Genomic DNA, 17,202 nt, shown 5'->3' with positions numbered 1-17,202 from the left:
GATATCTCTATATTTTTTGAATTGGGCAAATATATTAATTTAATTTTATAGTTTAATCTTTTACAGATGATAATTTTGATCTGTTTAGCGGAAAATTATCTTTAAAATTGTTTTCATGATTGTCGTTCTTTTTTTTTAAATTAAAATATTTATTTTTTTTAAAGAAGATTTGCATATTCTATATAAATACTTACATTTGCATCGATCTTAAAAAAGGGGAATTAGCTCATCTGGCTAGAGCGTTAGACTGGCAGTCTAAAGGTGACGGGTTCGATCCCCGTATTCTCCACTTTTTTTCATGAAAAAACCTTTCCGATGGGAAGGTTTTTTTGCATTTAATTCAACGCTAACTTTTGTTAATAGCTTGCCTATTTTATATTTCTGAAATAGCTTTTATGATTGAAATTATCAGTTAAAATTAAAAACAATCAATTTATTAACATTACTTATTGGTTGTTTTTCAATTGTAAAACTCTTTGTAAAAAAGACTGTTTTGCAATTTTTTCTTCTGCTTCATTAATGGCTTTCAATAAATGATTCTCATTGTCTGCTATTTCTCCCAACACTTTAGAGATAATTTCCCACACGGGTATCATTTTTTCTATCAATTCAATACCTTTTGGTGCCAATTCAATTAAGCGTTTACGTTCATCTGTTTTATCTTTTTTAGATATAATCATTTGTTGCTTTTCAAGTTCTTTTAAAAGGTTGATTGTGGAAGGATGCGTGTACCCTATTTCATTAGCAATTTCGACAACGCTGAGTGTATTTTTGTGATGTAATGTAAAGACTACCGGAAACCATTTGGGTTCGAAATCTATTCCAAATTCTTTATAAACCAAGGCTCCGTCTTTACGTAATTGCTCGCTAAGGCGTTGTAATCTTGTAGATAAAGCTAAAGTTCCGGATTCGTTGATGACATTCATAAGCTATAATTTTAGATTTAGAAAACAAAATACATTATCAGCAGTCATTAAAGGAAATTTTGAGGGAAGCTGTTCTTTTTCAATTCGTATAAAGTGATTACGTTCGTAAAAACGCAATGCAGCCTCGAGTATCGATACAGTTCCTAAATATACTTCATCTATTCCGTTTTTCTGGCAATAAGCAATAAGGATTTCCAATAGCTTCTGAGCGATACCGTATTCTTTTCCTCTGAATTCTTTTTTTACAAACATCTTTCGGATTGCCGCCGCTTTTTCATCAAATTTAACCAAAGCAATGGTTCCAACAAGTTCACCGTCTATGAAAGCTCCCCAAAAACTTCCGCCATTGGCAAAATAAAAATCTTCGATTTGCATAAGATCGGGTTGATCTTCTATTGTAATGGGAACATTAAATTCCTTTTGCTGAATATTCAGAACCAAATCTATTATTTCTTTTGAATAAGTATTGTTTACAAGATTAATTTCTAACATGACTTTTAATTTACGTACAAAACTACGTAGTTAACTACATATATGCAATGAAAAATTGAAATATAATTTTAAAATATAGAAAATCAGTTGTTTGTAATTTTAATTAAATAAAAAACGTGCACTGTTTCCAGCACACGTCTTAACAAGATTTGAATATATAATAACTAACTTTTCATTATTTCCATCCGCCGCCTAAAGCCTGGTACAAATCTACTGCAGCTTTCATTTTACTGTATTCTGCATTTGAAATATTAAGCTCGGCATTCAATGAATTTACACTTGCATTTAAAACTTCAAGATAGTTTGCCATACCATAGTTGACCAATTCCTGAGAATAATCAACTGATTTTTTGTAAGAATCCAGCTCTTTTTTCTTTAAATCTATAAAAGAATCCTGCACTGAAAATACTCTTATTGCATCAGAAACTTCTTTTCCAGCCATCAAAATAGATTTTCTAAAATTCAGATAAGCCGTTTCTTTATTTGCTAAACTTACATCGTAATTTGTTTTGATCTGTCTTCTGTTTAAAATTGGTTGTGCTAAACCGGCTACCACATTGGCAAAAAGAGAGTTTACACTAAACAAATGGTCGATGTCTACTGATTGTACTCCACCGCTTCCTGTTAATTTTAGCGTTGGATAAAACTGAGCTTTGGCAACATTTGTTAACTCAAAAGCATTCATTAAATTAAATTCTGCCTGCATCACATCGGGACGGTTTGATAATAAACTTGCAGGATATCCTAAAGCCAAACTTTCTGGTAACGACTGTGATCTTAAAGATGATCTTGCAATGGTCTGCGAAGGCTCACCCATCAACATGCTTACTGTGTTTTCCAAAAGCTGAATTTGAGTATCAATGTCGATCAGTAAAGATTTAGCATTATAAACCAAAGCTTCACTTTGCTGAACTGCAACTTCCGTCAATGTGCCTGCTTCCTTTAATGCTTTTGTGGTTTCTAAATTATTTTCTCTTACTTTAATTGTTTCTTCAATGATTCTTTTCTGATCATCATAAGTTAACAACTGAAAATAGGCGGAAGCGATTGATGCCACCAAATCACTTTTTACTGCTTTGTGAGCGGCTAAAGTTCCTAAATAAGTAGCCAACTGAGCTTTTTGCTGAGACTTCATTTTCCCCCACAAATCTGCTTCCCAACCGATTGTTGCCGTAATGTCAAACTGGTTTACATAACGTCTTTCTCCGATAATCTGACCAAACTGTGTGTTGATAGACTGTGTCTGAAACGTGTAATTCGGTCCGATTGATAAAGTGGGTTCGTATGCTGCTTTTGCCTGTTTCAAATAAGCTTCGGCAGAAGTGATATTCTGTACTGCAATTCTTACATCAAGATTGTTTTCCAAAGCTTTTGTGATGTGCCCCTGAAGAATAGGATCTGTGAAAATCTCTTTCCAGGAAACATTCGCAATACTTGTACTGTCTTGAGGCAGCATATCGGTACGGAATAGTTTTTCGTCAACTGCAGCTGCAGGTCTTTCGTACTCTTTTCTTACCATGCACGATGATAAAACGGCGAACGTGACCACTGAAAAAGCAGTTCCTTTTATAATTATTGATAATTTTTTCATTATTTAAATCTTAAAGATTTCTTATTCAGCTAAATTGATGTCTTCGTGCTTGATAGGTTTTATTTTTTCCTGTAAAGTCTGGAAAATCACATACAAAACCGGAATCACAAATACTCCTAAAATAGTTCCTATTAATAGCCCGATCGATGCACCTGTTGCAATTGATCTGTTACCAACCGCACCAATTCCGCTTGCTAAAACCAATGGTAATAAACCGAAGATAAATGCCAAAGATGTCATTAAAATTGGTCTCAATCTCGCTTTGGCTGCATTAATTGCAGATTCTACAATGGTCTCGCCATGATGCCTCCTCTGAACAGCAAATTCGATAATCAAAATCGCATTTTTCGCCAATAAACCGACCAACATAATCAATGCAATCTGGAAGTAAATATTGTTTTCCAAGCCCATTATTTTCTGTCCGAAATAAGCTCCCATTACCCCAAGAGGAAGTGAAATTACCACCACTAAAGGAAGGATATAACTTTCGTACTGCGCAGAAAGAATGAAATAAACAAACACCAAACTTAAAGCAAAGATCAATAACGTCTGAGATCCTGAATTTAATTCTTCTCTTGTAAGACCTGTAAACTCAACATCATAATTTTGATCAAGCGTCTCTTTAGCTACCGCCTGCACCGCCGTAATTGCATCACCCGAACTGTAACCAGCTTTGTTTGCGCCTGTAATTTTTACTGATGTAAAAAGGTTATAACGACCTACAGACTGAGGACCGTAAGATTTAGTCAATGTCACAAATTGTGAGATCGGTGACATCTCTCCGGAACCGGTTTTAATATAATATTGATTAAGATTATCAGCATTTACTCTGTTTTCAGGAAGAGCCTGAATCATTACTCTGAACTGTTTTCCGTATTTGGTAAAATCAGCTCCGTAAATTCCACCAATATATCCCTGCATTGTAGACAAAATATCATTTACAGAAACACCTTTTTGTTTAGCTAACGGAACATTGATTTCCATTAAATACTGTGGATATTTTGTATTAAATGAAGTCTGGGCAAATTCAATTTCCGGTCTTTGCATCAGGTTTCCGATAAACTCGTTTGATTTGGCATCAAGCTGAGCAAAATCACCTCCCGATTTATCTAAAAGTACCATCTCAAAACCTGCGCTGCTACCAAATCCCGGTACACTTGGAGGCTGGAAGAAAACAACTTTAGCATCAGGCACTTTTCCTGCAAGACCAAATAATCTTTTTGTAATCTCTTCAGATGATAAGCCGTCCCCTTTTCTGTCGTCGAAAGGTTTAAGTTTAACAAAGGCAAGACCGTTATTACTTCCGTTTCCGGATAATAACCCTCTACCTGTAGAAATAGTTACATTCTGAATTCCCGGAATTTTCATGGCATCTTTCTGCAAAGTCTTCAATACATTGTAGGTTCTTTCCATTGATGCTCCCGGTGGAAGCTGCACGTCTGTAAAGATGATTCCTCTATCTTCTGTAGGTACAAAACCTTTCTTCATACTTCCATTTGCCCAATAGATAATTCCTCCGGTAACGATAAGAATTACTAAAGTCACCCATTTATGTTTAATCAGAAAATTAAATCCTCTTCCGTAACGCTCAGTTGCCGTTTTGAAACCGATATTAAATTTATAGAAGAATTTCTGGATGAAATTTTTATTTTTATAATCTTCGTGATGATCTTCGTGTGGTTTTAAGAATAATGAGCATAAAACCGGACTTAATGTTAATGCATTTACCGCCGAAATGATGATCGCAATAATTAAGGTAATCCCAAACTGCTGATAAAATACCCCGGTAGGCCCTGTAATAAATGTAACAGGGATAAATACCGCTGCCATTACCAATGTAATTGAAATAATCGCACCTGTAATTTCGTCCATTGCTTCTACCGTTGCCTTTTTTGCATTGGAAATTCCTTGTTCCATTTTAGCGTGTACAGCCTCGACGACGACAATCGCGTCATCTACCACAATACCAATTGCTAAAACTAATGCAAAAAGCGTTAATAGGTTTAATGAATATCCAAAAAGATTCAGGAAGAAAAATGTTCCCACAATAGATACCGGAACCGCAATCGCCGGAATTAATGTTGATCTGAAATCCTGTAAGAAAATATAAACTACAATAAATACCAAGATAAAGGCTTCGATCAAAGTATGAATTACTTTTTCGATAGAAGCATCAAGGAATTCGTTGGTATCAAAGTTAAAAGTATATTTTACACCTTCAGGATAAGAACTTTCATTTTCTTTAAGCTGTTTTTTGATGTTTTCGATAATTTCCTGAGCATTGGATCCTGGAGTTTGAAATACCCCCATACTGATTGATGGGTAATCTCCGTTTTCACCAACTCCACTGTAAGATAATCCGCCTAATTCTACTTTTGCAACATCTTTCAACATTAAATTCTGTCCGTCCGGAAGAGATTTGATGATAATATCATCATACTGTTCCTTTTCACTGAATTTTCCTACATATTTAATGATATATTCAAAAGAACTTCCGCTGTTTTGCCCTAAAGATCCTGCTGCAGCTTCTCTACTCTGATCATTAATAGCCGTGGTAACTTCATTGGGTGTAATTCCGTAGGCTGCCAATTTTGCAGGGTCAAGCCAAATTCTCATTGAGTAATTTTTACCACCAAAAACGTTGGCTTCACCTACTCCGTTAATCCTTTGTAGATTTGGAATCACGTTAATATTCAGGAAGTTTTGAAGATATACATCATCAATATTCTTATTTTCTGAATAGAAAGAAAGATACATCAAAGCACTCGTTTGTTGCTTCTGAGTTACAACACCCGCACGGGTAACTTCACTAGGAAGTAACGGGCTAGCTCTAGAAACACGGTTCTGAACGTTTACCGCAGCAATATCTGCATCTATTCCTTGTTTGAAAAATACCTGAATCTGTGCTGAACCGTCATTACCTGCTGTTGAAGTAATATAATCCATCCCTTCAACCCCATTGATCTGTTCTTCCAAAGGAACAACAACACTTTTCATTACGGTTTCAGCATTAGCTCCTGTATAATTGGCTCTCACACTCACCGTAGCCGGAGCAATATCGGGATATTGTGTAACCGGAAGTGCTGTAAGTCCCAAAACACCAAGAATAACAATCAAGATGGAGATTACAGTTGATAAAACCGGTCTGTTAATAAAGTTCTTTATCATTAGAATTTCGGTTTTACTGATTGAACGAGGCTGTCCATACTTACTTTTTTAGGCTTTACGGCTGTACCCGGCTTTATATTTCCGGTTCCGGCTGCAATAATTACTTCCCCTTTTTTAACTCCGGATTTTATTAATGCTAAATTGTCGATTCTTTCAATGACTTCAACAACTGTATTTCGGGCAGTATCCTTTTCAACTTTATAAACGTAAACAATTCCTTGCTGTTCGTAAGTTGCACTTTCCGGTACTACCAAAACGTTGTCATAGCGTTTAGGGAATCTTATGGTTCCACTGTTTCCGTTACTTAAAAGTTTTTGAGCATTTTTAAAAGAAACTCTGAACTGAATAGTTCCTGTTGTAGGATCTAAAGAACCAGTAATTGCTTCGATTCTTCCTTTTTCAGGATAAATACTTCCGTTTGCCAATTCAAGTTCAACCATCGGAAGATTTTTTATTTTTTCTGGAACATTGGCTCCAACTGAATTTTCTAAGAAATCAAAATACGATTTTTCATTCATTGAAAAATAAGCGAATATCTCTGAAGTATCCGAAATCGTGGTTAAAGCAACCTGATCTGTAGGACCTACCAAACTTCCCACTTTTAAAGGAAGTTTACCAATCACCCCAGAAATAGGAGCACGGATTACCGAGTAATCAATGTTTGCTTCTACACCTTTATAGTTGGCAACAGCTTGTCTTTTTGCTGCAATAGCCTGCTGCAAACCAGCCTGAGCCTGAGCCAAATTGGCCTGCGCCGTCTGTAACTGTACGTTGCTGATGATGTTTTTCTGAACAAGTGGCTTCAGTTTATTCACTTCTACATTAGCAGCATTTACCTGAGCCTGAGCTGCGGCGATATTTGATTCGGCAGCACCAATTCCTGCTTTTGAAGCAGCAGCGTTTTCTGTAAGAATATTGGTTTCTAGTCTGAATAAAGGTTGCCCTTTAGTTACATACTGACCTTCATCCACCAAAACCTGAGTAATGTAACCCTGAATTTTTGCTCTTACATCATTATTTACTCTACCTTCAATACTTGCAGGGAAAGTGTCGTACCCTACTACATTTTTATTCTCTACCGAAACTACAGGAAAAGGTTTTGGGCCATCCTGTTTCGGAGCTTCTTTTTTGCAGGCAGTCAGTGAAAATGCTGCTACAGAAAATAGTATAAGCTTGTTTGTCATTTTATAGTTTATTAAGAGATTCCTGAATATTTGATATGTTTTTGTTTAAAAGAGCTTTGTAGACTTCAATTCTTTCTTCGTCTTCTTTATGCTCCGTTTTTCTGAAATTTTTAAGATCGTCTAGTAGTTTCAATTCATCTTGCATTTTTTGAACAATTTTCTCGAACCTTATTTTTTTGTAATCATCATTGGCAAAAAAATAACGTTTTCTTTCATCCATCTTATTAACATCAATGATTAATTCTGAATTGATAAGTAAATTGAGGTTGGTAGAAACCGAGCTTTTGCTTGCTGAAAAGACTTCAACAAACTCATCAAAAGTAATTCCCACCTTATCAAAATCGAAAATGAGGTACGAATAAATTTTTGAAGCCAAAGGCGGTAGATTAAGAACAGTACCGTAAAACTTCACAGCATCCTGAAAGATTTTCGCATCTACTTCTAAACTTTTTTTCATTATTGAAAAATTTTGACAAATGTAGAAATTAGTTCGGAACTAAACGAACAAAGGTGATAGAGTTTATAAATAAACAGTTTCTTAAAGAATCAATGAGTTTTTAATTTAACCTTTTGTGTTTTTTTAAATCAACACTTTTTCAAAGGCCTTTCTTACACCTCCTGCAAGAACAACTTCACCACAATAAGTGTATCCTTTAGATTCTAAAATCTTCAGCATGGCAATATTGTCATAATTGGTATCAACTTTTACGCTAGCAACATTCTGAGACTTTGTAAAATCTTCAATATAATCGAAAAGTTTTTTGGCAAGTCCTTGTCCTGCAAATTTTTCTGAAACTGCAACTCTGTGTACAACTACAAACTCTCCGGTTGTTAACCATTCACCATCAATTGAACTGTAGGCTGGTTCGTCGTTGAAAATCAGTGCAACGTAAACCGCAACATCATTATTAACTGTCAAAACATGGCCAAACCCTTTAGAAACATCACTTTCTATGGTTTGTAAATTGGGATATCCGTTTTGCCATTGATCACTGCCATCTTTTCTTCTGCGTTCGATAGACTGCTGTATAATTTCCCAGATGGTATCAATATCATTTGATTCAGCTTTTCTAAAATGGATTTCGTTTTTATCGGTCATAAGAAGTTTATATTACAAATTTGAAAATAAAGAAATGACATATTCAATGCTACAGATTTCACCTTAAAATTAGTAAGAATATTTTTTAAAAGCTTAACACCAAAAAAACCGAAAATTAATGAGAATTAATTTTCGGTTCCGAAGTAGTAAAATTTAAAATTATGAAATTGTTTTTATTGATTCTGATTTTGTTGAAGATAAGCATCAATAATTTCAAATGCTTTCTTCTCGTCATGTAAATCTACCATTACTTTTAAACTTGTTGCTGTAGGCGTAGTTGTAAAAGTGAGATAATTATTTTCAACATCATTAGTGATCTGTGCATCGTCTAATTTAGACTTAATTAACTGAATTTCTGCAGATTTATCGCTTTCAAAAACTGAGACTCTAGTGTTACGTTCCATATAATTACATTTTGAGTATCTAAATATAGAACGTTTTTTTTAAAATTCCAAATCTGGAAGTTTTAAATTTTATTAATATTGTTTTCGATTTTGTCTATGGCAATTTGAATTTCCTCTGTTGTAACATTCAAATGTGGTCTGAATCTGATTGACTGATCACCACAAGAAAGAATGATTAAACCATCGTTGTAAAGCTCATTTCTTAAGTGATCTCTTTGCTGAGGGGATGGTAAATCTATTGCGCACATCAAACCTTTTCCTCTTGCATTAGATAATTTTTCAGGATATTTCTGAGCCAAATTCTGAAGACCTTCCAATAGATATTCACCAACAATATTTGCATTTTCTAAAAGATTTTCTTTTTCGATAACTTCCATTACCAATTGAAAACGCAACATGTCTATAAAGTTACCTCCAAAGGTAGAATTGATTCTTGAGCTTTCTCTGAAGACATTGTTTGGTATTTCATCAAATTTTTCTTTATTCGCCAAAACTCCACACACCTGGGTTTTCTTGCCAAAAGAAATAATATCCGGTCTCACGCTTAAGTGTTCAAAAGCCCACATTTTGCCTGTAATTCCTATTCCGGTTTGCACTTCATCGAATATCAGAAGAACTTCATGCTCGTCACAAATATTTCTTAAACCGACAAAAAATTCGTCTCTGAAATGATTATCACCACCTTCAGCCTGTATTGGCTCTATAATGATGCATGCTACCTGATCAGGATTTGATAAAATAGCTTCTGTAATTTGAATTAACGCTAAATTTTCGTTCTTAATAGTTTCTTCCAAATTTTCTTCTGTGATTGGAAAATGTAATTTAGGATTCAAAATTCTTGGCCATTCAAACATAGGAAAATATTGATATTTTCTAGGATCTGAAGTGTTGGTTAAACTTAAAGTATAGCCGCTTCTTCCATGAAATGCCTGTCTGAAATGGATGCATATTCCAGCTTCAATATCCAATCCTTTGTCGAAATTTTTTCTTGTTTTCCAGTCAAAACATGCTTTCATTGCATTTTCAACACCCAAAGCTCCACCTTCAATAAAAAATGCATACTGTAATTCTTTTGGCAAAACAACTCTCTCGAAAACTTCCAGAAAATGAGCATATTCTTTAGAATAAACATCTGCCAAAGTAGGCTTGTTGATTGCCATTTTTCCCAACCAATCAGATTTTTCAACCAGATAAGGGTGATTGTACCCAATAGAAGCCGAGCCGAACATTGAGAACATATCAAGGAAATTTTTCCCAGAAACAGAATCATGAATCCAAGATCCGTGAGAGTTTTCGATATCCATTACAAAATCGAAACCGTCTGCCAAAACATGTTTACCAACGGTTTCTTTTATCTTATTTGACTGAATTTCTAATATATTGTTCATATTAATTTTAAAATTTTAATGAAATGGATCAAGAGATTCTGTACACTCATCTACAGAATCTCTTGATTCTAAATTATTTTAAAGATCAAATTTAATTCCCTGAGCTAATGGAAGACTTGCTGTGTAATTAATAGTATTGGTTTGTCTTCTCATATAATATTTCCAGACATCAGAACCAGATTCTCTACCGCCGCCAGTTTCTTTTTCGCCACCGAAAGCTCCACCGATCTCGGCACCTGAAGTTCCAATATTTACATTGGCGATTCCACAATCTGAACCTGCATGAGAAAGGAATAATTCTGCTTCTCTTAAATTCTGAGTCATAATTGCTGAAGATAAACCTTGCGGAACATCATTTTGAATGGCAATTGCTTCTTCCAGAGTTTTATATTTAATTAGATATAAAATTGGTGCAAAAGTCTCGTGCTGTACGATTTCGTAAGAATTTTTAACTTCAGCGATGCAAGGTTTTACATAACAACCAGATTCGTAATCTTTACCTTTCAGAACTCCACCTTCAACGACGAATTTTCCGCCTTCTTTCTTACATTTTTCGATTGCCAATTCGTACTGATTGACAGCTTCAACATCGATAAGCGGCCCAACGTGCATATTTTCATCCAAAGGATTTCCTATTTTTAATTGTCCGTACGCTTTTGCCAGACGGTTTTTCACTTCGTCATAAACAGATTCGTGAATAATCAATCTTCTCGTTGAAGTACATCTTTGTCCTGCAGTTCCTACCGCTCCGAAAACCGCTCCGATAATTGACATATCAAGATCAGCATCTTTAGAAATAATGATAGCATTATTACCACCTAATTCTAAGATTGATTTACCAAATCTTTCAGCAACTTTAGAAGAAACCATTCTTCCGACTCTTGTAGAACCGGTGAATGAAACCAAAGTAATTCGTTTGTCATCAACCAATTTTTGTCCGATTGTGTGGTCTGCAACCAATACACTAGAAATTCCTTCAGAAAGATTATTTTCTGCTAAAACCTCATTCATAATATTCTGACATGCGATTGCACAAAGCGGAGTTTTTTCTGACGGTTTCCAGATGGTAACGTTTCCGCAAATCCAAGCTAAAGCGGTATTCCAAGCCCAAACAGCTACCGGAAAGTTGAATGCTGTGATGATACTTACAATTCCTAGCGGATGATATTGCTCGTACATTCTGTGACCAGGTCTTTCTGAATGCATGGTGTACCCGTGAAGCTGTCTTGATAAGCCCACTGCAAAATCGCAGATGTCTATCATTTCCTGCACTTCACCAAGACCTTCCTGCAAAGATTTCCCCATTTCATAAGAAACCAGTTTACCAAGATCGTCTTTGTATTCTCTTAATTTTTGCCCAAGCTGACGTACAATTTCGCCTCTTTTTGGCGCTGGTACAGTTCTGAATTCCAGAAATGCTTTTTGAGCAGATTCTATTACTTTGTCGTAATCTTTTTCGTTTGATAGTTTTACTTTGGCTATTAATCTTCCGTCTGCCGGAGAATAACTTTCTATAGATTTTCCTGATGCAAAAAATTTACCTCCTGTAGAAGTTCCCTTATTTTCATCTTTGATTCCTAAATTTTGTAATGATTTTTCAATCCCGAAATCTTTGATTTTCTTTGACATAAAAATTTAACTTTTCGTTTCCCCTAAGATAAAAAATATTATGAACCTGGAAAATTTTAATTTTTTGAATGATTTTATTTGGACTAATTATAAACATGTTTATCTTTGTAAGTAAACCTTTATAATTGCAGAAATGGAAACGAAAGAAGCTACAAACGAAGAGAATGTGGAAAAAAAGTCAAGGTGGAAGAAAATGCTTAAGAAATTCGGTATTGGCGGAATCATCTTTTTTACGGTAAAAGGAATTATTACTTCAACGTTGATTTATTTCTTAGGGAAAAACTTTTGGAGTGTAATCAGTAGTTATTTTACCGGGATTTTTCAATAAAAAAAGCAAAGAATAATTCTCTGCTTTTAATTTTGTTTTAATTATAAAATTTATTCTTTTTTCTTTCTCCCCGAATTGACCAAATTCTGATTAAGAAGATATTCAATCTGTCCGTTGACGCTTCTAAACTCGTCACTTGCCCATTTTTCAAGAAGTTTATAGGTAGACTCATCTATCCTTATCACGAAAGATTTTTTGCTTTTGTTTTCGGGAGATTTCTGAGCTTTTTCTGATTTCATTTTATTGTTTTTCTAGTCAAAAATTTCTTTTTAACACAAAGGTCGCAAAGACTTTTTCTTAAAATTATTGAGGATATTTTTCGTTCACAAAGGCATTCACTCAGCAAAGATCTATACTTTCTTTAATAATGAGTCTTATTTTATAAATCTTAAACTTATCCTCAACCTTAATTATACAAAGTTCCTGCATTTAAAATTGGCTGAGCTGCTTTTTCCCCGCATAATACCACCATTAAATTGCTTACCATTGCTGCTTTTCTTTCGTCATCCAATTCAACAATATTTTCTGCGGAAAGCTTTTTTAAAGCTAAATCTACCATTCCCACTGCACCTTCTACGATCTTAGTTCTCGCCGCTACAATGGCGGTTGCCTGTTGTCTTTGAAGCATTGCTCCTGCAATTTCAGATGCATAAGCCAAATGTGAGATTCTCGCTTCCTGAATGATAATTCCGGCTTTTGAAAGTCTGTCTGTTAATTCCTGTTCAAGTATTGAATTGATTTTTTCACCACCTTCTCTTAAAGTAATCGGTGCGTGATCGTCTTCAAGATTATCATAAGGGAAACTCATTGCCAAATGACGTACTGCCGCCTCACTCTGCATTTTTACAAAATCTGAATATCTTTCTACATCAAATGCTGCTTTGTAGGTGTCTCCTACTTTCCAAACCATCACCACTGCAATTTCGATTGGATTTCCCATTTTGTCGTTTACCTTCAAAGTCTGTCCCTGTAAGTTTTCTGAACGTAAAGACATTTTTTGAGATGAATACAAAGGATTAATAAAAAACAATCCGTTGTCTTTTACAGAGCCTACATATTTTCCAAAGAAATTAAGCACTCTTGAATGATTGGGCTGAATAATCATTAAACCCTTCAATAAAAAAAAGGTAATGAAAAATGAAATAAGTGAAATGATAACATACGTGATATCTGGATTTTCACCATCATTGATACCATAAATAAAAAGATAAGCTGAACCTCCCAATAAAAGAAGAGAGATTACTAATGCCAAATAACCTGACATTGGTTTTAGAACTTTTTCCATGATTTTTATTTTTAAAGTGATATTATTTTGATATCATAAAGATATGTATAAATTTAATACAATTTATCCTTTTTTATTTCTTTTGTCTTGAAACAAAAGAAACAAAAGTTCAAGACTTAGAATCTTCCACTAAAAATTGAAATTAATTCTAAAATCCCAAAACTCGCACGAATTTGAAATTTGTTCATTGTTTGACATTTTGTTACGTGCTCAAACAGTTGGAATTTTTTAACGGATTAATTAAAATTTTCTTAACGTTTCAGTTTCCTATGTCACTTTTTTTTTAAAAACAAAAAATCCCGAAAATAACTTCCGGGATTCTATATAATATATATGTATGATTTTATTTTTTCTTTAAAGCAACAAACTTAAAGTAAGATACTAATGCTAAAGTAAACATAGTTGCCAAGCCGATATATACCCAAGCTGGAACCGGAACCGGATCACCTGCTGCATAAGAGTGCAATCCGCTTAAGTAATAATTAACTCCGAAATACGTCATTACCATCGAGCAAAATGCAAACATTGTTGCTACGTGGAATGCCCATCTGCTTCTCAATCCCGGAACCAATCTCATGTGTAAAACAAAAGCATATACCATGATTGAAATAAATGCCCAGGTTTCTTTTGGATCCCAGCTCCAGTATCTTCCCCAAGATTCATTCGCCCAGATTCCTCCTAAGAAGTTTCCTACTGTTAATGCAAAAAGTCCGATAGTTAAAGACATTTCAGATACAATAGCCAATTCTTTTAAAGTAGAATCATTATGAACTTTAAATAAATTCTTATCTGAGATAATATAAAATACTAATGAAATTACTGCAATAATCATTGACAATGCAAAGAAACCGTAGCTCGATACAATAATGGCAACATGTACAATTAACCAATAAGATTTCAGTACAGGAACCAGCGGTGTAATCTGCGGATCAAGCGCTGAACCTCCGTGTGCAAATCCCATCATAATAACAGCAACCATAAATCCTGCTGCAGGAATTAAAGCATTGGAAGTATTTCCTTTTTTTACAGGCTTTACTGTAGAATCTAATGTCTTTTTCCCTAAGCTTGGTTTTCCAAATCCGAAATAGAACATTAATCCTGCAGAAATTCCGACCCATGAAATGAAAATAATTGCTTCGTAACCATTACTCCAAGGAGCGTGACCTGATATATACCATCTTGCAATCAATCCTAAGAAGTGAGCAACATACCCTGCAATTCCTACATAAATAATTCCTTTGATGATTCTGTTAAGAGTTTTATTAGGCTTAAATAATTCTAAAAAACCTAAAATCAATAATAAACCTCCAATGATTGTATAGAAAATCAATAATTTGAAATTGATATCAGCTTTATTGATGAAAACCTCCAGATTCACTTTTGTTTCTGATGGAACTACTGCTTTCGCCCATTTTTGCTGATAGTCCGAAAGCTTTTTCAACTCAGCATCTGCTTTGCTCCAGTCGCCTGTTTTTTGTGCCTGAAGTGCTTCTGCGAAATACGGTCCCATTACTTTCTGAGATTCCATATCCGGCTCCATTTTTTGGTCTAACCAAGAATGCCAGGTATGATTCGGGTCATTTTTCACAGGAACGATTCTCATAAACTGTCCGCTGAAGAATTCATTAAAAATCTGTACTCTTTCGTTTAGTTTAATAATTTGCTTATCGTATTCAGATTGTTCTGCTGGTTTTTTACGGAATGCGGTGTTGTAATCGGCATCCAAAATATAAGTAAGGTTTCCGCTTCCATCAGACGGGAAAAGATTCATCAAAGAAGTGTAACCATCTTCGTCGGCTTTTGTTTTTCTCAGAAGTTCTTCACCTCCTTTTGCATCCACTTTGATTAACGGAACCATCGTCCAGCTTGGTGTATCTGTATTGATCGATAAGAACCATTGTTCAGCCGTTAGATATTTCCCGTCAGTTCCTTTAAATTTATCTCTTTTATAAAGTTTTCTTAAAACATCTAAAGCCTGCGTGTTGATCGGTACAATTCTACCTTCATAATTCTGTACCAAAAGATAACCAAACTTATCTGCATGTTCTTTAGTGATTTTATTTCTGGCAATTATTTCGTCAGGCGAAATCATTCTCATTTTCGTTAAAGGAGCTGCCAAAGAATTCTGTTGATTTCCTTGTGGCTGAACTGCTTGAGGAGCAATATCATGAGTATGACCGTCTCCTTCTACATGTACGTGTTCTCTGCTACCGTCTGAAGTACCGTGAGTTTCGATTTTCTGAGCGCTCAAACTTAAGCTTAAGAATAATAAAATTACCGTTGCAGCTCTTTTCTTGTTGATGTCTTTCAGCATTTTATTAAGCTTCCAAAAATGGGTTCCTTTCCAGAAGAACATCACAAACATACCTCCGAATAAAAATGCATAACCAATATAAGAAATTAAAGTTCCCCAAAAGTCATGATTCACAGATAATAAAGTTCCCATTCTGTCTGGCGTATAACTCGCCTGGAAAAAGCGGTAACCTTTATAATTAAGAACGTTATTCATATAGATTTTATAAGGAGTCTGTTTTCCTTCATCGATGATTTTTATGTGACTTTCGTATGCACTGGGAGATGAACTTCCGGGATAAGTTTCCATTACGAAATCATCCAGTTTTATAGCAAAAGGTGTGGTATAAATTTTAGGGCCAAAACCAACCATAATATTCAGACCATCCATTGTTACTTGTTTGTAAGCATTGGGGTTTCCTCTTTCTACAGAGAGTTCTACGATTTGTTTCGTTTTCGGACCTTCAATTTCTATCGTCATCGCATCAGGAACATTCTGATCTTTCTTTCTATCGCCTTCAAAAGCCATTAGTTTACCTTTTCTAAGACCTTCCGGAACAACCAACTTTAATTCATTAATGCTGTAAAGACTTCTCAAAACCAAAGGTTGGTATTGATCTTTAGCAGTATTTCCTGTTGCCTGAGTTGCCATCGTCATATAAGTTGCATCAACAGGAGTTTTAATCATCATTTGCCCGTTTACCTGTTTAAATTCTACAGCTCCGTCAATAGCTCTGTTGAAAGTAACCAAAGTTCCGTTGATTGATTTTGTTTCGCCGGATTTGATGTAAATATTCTGTCTTCCTGTTTCTGCAGTCGACACCAAGTGAAGATATTCTGCTCCGTTTTTATCAGCAACTAAACTGTCTTTTTTTCTCTGAACATAGTCCAAAGTTTTTATCTTAACCGGTTTTCCGTGGAAATCATAAGTTGCCTTAAAATCTTTATGTAGCGGAGACATCAAATAAGGAACATCCTGATAATTCAAGACATCACCTTTATCTTCGATCTGAATTTTAAAGAATTGTTTGTCGGTAACAATTTCGTTTGAAGTTTCACCTTCTCTGATGCTCATTTGACCTTCAAAACTGATGTATCTGGTAATAGCGCCTCCAACGAAAATAAAGATAAATGAAAGGTGAAATACCAATACAGGCCATTTTTCTCTTTTCCAAAGACGGTATCGCCCAATGTTTCCCACAAAATTAATGATGAGGAGAAGCATAATGAGTTCAAACCATTTTGCTTCATAAATTAAGGCTTTTGCGGTTGGTGTTCCGTAATCGTTTTCTAGGAACGTTGCATATGCCATGGCAAATGCATAAACTAGCAATAGAACAGCCATTGTTCTGGTGGAGATAATTATATCCTGCAGCTTCTTCATGATATTTTTTACTTGACATGCAAAAATAAGGA

The 17,202-nt window shown here is 34.9% G+C and carries 14 protein-coding genes and 1 tRNA gene; 2 read left to right on the top strand and 13 right to left on the bottom strand.

The genetic code is table 11. From position 1 onward, the window contains the following. Window positions 1–215: 215 nt before the first annotated feature. Window positions 216–289: transfer RNA gene (locus tag EG358_RS11900), tRNA-Ala, on the top strand. 157 nt (window positions 290–446) lie between these two features. On the opposite strand, the gene EG358_RS11895 is transcribed toward EG358_RS11900, so the two are convergent. The 10 genes from EG358_RS11895 to amaB form a co-directional block, all read right to left on the bottom strand. Continuing rightward, the gene (locus EG358_RS11895) at window positions 447–926 is read right to left on the bottom strand and encodes a MarR family winged helix-turn-helix transcriptional regulator (protein ID WP_076558353.1); all 480 of its coding nucleotides are present in this window, start codon (window positions 924–926) and stop codon (window positions 447–449) included. 3 nt (window positions 927–929) lie between these two features. Then, complete coding sequence (locus tag EG358_RS11890) at window positions 930–1,418, bottom strand: GNAT family N-acetyltransferase (protein WP_076558350.1); 489 nt, start codon at window positions 1,416–1,418, stop codon at window positions 930–932. A 175-nt stretch (window positions 1,419–1,593) separates the two neighbouring features. Beyond that, window positions 1,594–3,009: an efflux transporter outer membrane subunit gene (locus tag EG358_RS11885; RefSeq protein ID WP_076558347.1), complete on the bottom strand. Its 1,416-nt coding sequence runs from the start codon at window positions 3,007–3,009 to the stop codon at window positions 1,594–1,596. 21 nt (window positions 3,010–3,030) lie between these two features. Continuing rightward, the gene (locus EG358_RS11880; protein WP_076558345.1) at window positions 3,031–6,177 is read right to left on the bottom strand and encodes an efflux RND transporter permease subunit; all 3,147 of its coding nucleotides are present in this window, start codon (window positions 6,175–6,177) and stop codon (window positions 3,031–3,033) included. Next, entirely contained in the window at window positions 6,177–7,361 is a 1,185-nt protein-coding gene (locus tag EG358_RS11875) for an efflux RND transporter periplasmic adaptor subunit (RefSeq protein WP_076558343.1), read from the bottom strand. The genes EG358_RS11880 and EG358_RS11875 overlap by 1 nt, the downstream gene beginning before the upstream one ends. A 1-nt stretch (window position 7,362) precedes the next feature. Further along, the gene (locus EG358_RS11870; protein ID WP_076558341.1) at window positions 7,363–7,818 is read right to left on the bottom strand and encodes a GbsR/MarR family transcriptional regulator; all 456 of its coding nucleotides are present in this window, start codon (window positions 7,816–7,818) and stop codon (window positions 7,363–7,365) included. Between the two features lie 123 nt (window positions 7,819–7,941). After that, complete coding sequence (locus EG358_RS11865; protein WP_076558338.1) at window positions 7,942–8,460, bottom strand: GNAT family N-acetyltransferase; 519 nt, start codon at window positions 8,458–8,460, stop codon at window positions 7,942–7,944. Between the two features lie 173 nt (window positions 8,461–8,633). Then, the gene (locus tag EG358_RS11860) at window positions 8,634–8,864 is read right to left on the bottom strand and encodes a DUF2007 domain-containing protein (protein WP_076558336.1); all 231 of its coding nucleotides are present in this window, start codon (window positions 8,862–8,864) and stop codon (window positions 8,634–8,636) included. Between the two features lie 62 nt (window positions 8,865–8,926). Further along, window positions 8,927–10,252: an L-lysine 6-transaminase gene (lat, locus tag EG358_RS11855; RefSeq protein WP_076558334.1), complete on the bottom strand. Its 1,326-nt coding sequence runs from the start codon at window positions 10,250–10,252 to the stop codon at window positions 8,927–8,929. A gap of 78 nt (window positions 10,253–10,330) precedes the next feature. Further along, on the bottom strand, window positions 10,331–11,881 hold the full coding sequence (amaB, locus tag EG358_RS11850; protein WP_076558331.1) for an L-piperidine-6-carboxylate dehydrogenase: 1,551 nt from the start codon (window positions 11,879–11,881) through the stop codon (window positions 10,331–10,333). Between the two features lie 133 nt (window positions 11,882–12,014). Here amaB and EG358_RS11845 point away from each other — a divergent pair, with 133 nt between their 5' ends. Then, window positions 12,015–12,209 (top strand): hypothetical protein, encoded by a 195-nt coding sequence (locus tag EG358_RS11845; protein WP_076558328.1) that lies wholly within the window; start codon window positions 12,015–12,017, stop codon window positions 12,207–12,209. 50 nt (window positions 12,210–12,259) lie between these two features. Here the strand turns inward: EG358_RS11845 and EG358_RS11840 are convergent, their stop codons facing one another. The 3 genes from EG358_RS11840 to ccsA all read right to left on the bottom strand — a co-directional run bounded on the left by EG358_RS11840 (window position 12,260) and on the right by ccsA (window position 17,170). Further along, window positions 12,260–12,448: an Arc family DNA binding domain-containing protein gene (locus tag EG358_RS11840; RefSeq protein ID WP_076558326.1), complete on the bottom strand. Its 189-nt coding sequence runs from the start codon at window positions 12,446–12,448 to the stop codon at window positions 12,260–12,262. A 167-nt stretch (window positions 12,449–12,615) separates the two neighbouring features. After that, on the bottom strand, window positions 12,616–13,494 hold the full coding sequence (locus EG358_RS11835; RefSeq protein WP_076558324.1) for an SPFH domain-containing protein: 879 nt from the start codon (window positions 13,492–13,494) through the stop codon (window positions 12,616–12,618). Window positions 13,495–13,837: 343 nt separating this feature from the next. Continuing rightward, window positions 13,838–17,170 carry a cytochrome c biogenesis protein CcsA gene (gene ccsA, locus EG358_RS11830; RefSeq protein WP_076558321.1) on the bottom strand — a complete coding sequence of 1,111 codons (3,333 nt, stop codon included), beginning with the start codon at window positions 17,168–17,170 and terminating at the stop codon, window positions 13,838–13,840. Between the last annotated feature and the right edge of the window lie 32 nt (window positions 17,171–17,202).

The organism is Chryseobacterium indoltheticum (genome assembly GCF_003815915.1).
Lineage (GTDB): Bacteria > Bacteroidota > Bacteroidia > Flavobacteriales > Weeksellaceae > Chryseobacterium > Chryseobacterium indoltheticum.
Note: the sequence above shows the minus strand (reverse complement) of the source record. Positions and strands in the feature narration are given on the sequence as shown.

Bases quoted from the DNA above. Each gene is read 5' to 3' on its own strand.
- EG358_RS11840 (WP_076558326.1), bottom strand. From the start codon at position 12,448: ATGAAATCAGAAAAAGCTCAGAAATCTCCCGAAAACAAAAGCAAAAAA.
- lat (WP_076558334.1), bottom strand. From the start codon at position 10,252: ATGAACAATATATTAGAAATTCAGTCAAATAAGATAAAAGAAACCGTT.
- ccsA (WP_076558321.1), bottom strand. From the start codon at position 17,170: ATGAAGAAGCTGCAGGATATAATTATCTCCACCAGAACAATGGCTGTT.
- EG358_RS11860 (WP_076558336.1), bottom strand. From the start codon at position 8,864: ATGGAACGTAACACTAGAGTCTCAGTTTTTGAAAGCGATAAATCTGCA.
- amaB (WP_076558331.1), bottom strand. From the start codon at position 11,881: ATGTCAAAGAAAATCAAAGATTTCGGGATTGAAAAATCATTACAAAAT.
- EG358_RS11890 (WP_076558350.1), bottom strand. From the start codon at position 1,418: ATGTTAGAAATTAATCTTGTAAACAATACTTATTCAAAAGAAATAATA.
- EG358_RS11895 (WP_076558353.1), bottom strand. From the start codon at position 926: ATGAATGTCATCAACGAATCCGGAACTTTAGCTTTATCTACAAGATTA.
- EG358_RS11845 (WP_076558328.1), top strand. From the start codon at position 12,015: ATGGAAACGAAAGAAGCTACAAACGAAGAGAATGTGGAAAAAAAGTCA.
- EG358_RS11880 (WP_076558345.1), bottom strand. From the start codon at position 6,177: ATGATAAAGAACTTTATTAACAGACCGGTTTTATCAACTGTAATCTCC.
- EG358_RS11870 (WP_076558341.1), bottom strand. From the start codon at position 7,818: ATGAAAAAAAGTTTAGAAGTAGATGCGAAAATCTTTCAGGATGCTGTG.
- EG358_RS11835 (WP_076558324.1), bottom strand. From the start codon at position 13,494: ATGGAAAAAGTTCTAAAACCAATGTCAGGTTATTTGGCATTAGTAATC.
- EG358_RS11885 (WP_076558347.1), bottom strand. From the start codon at position 3,009: ATGAAAAAATTATCAATAATTATAAAAGGAACTGCTTTTTCAGTGGTC.
- EG358_RS11865 (WP_076558338.1), bottom strand. From the start codon at position 8,460: ATGACCGATAAAAACGAAATCCATTTTAGAAAAGCTGAATCAAATGAT.
- EG358_RS11875 (WP_076558343.1), bottom strand. From the start codon at position 7,361: ATGACAAACAAGCTTATACTATTTTCTGTAGCAGCATTTTCACTGACT.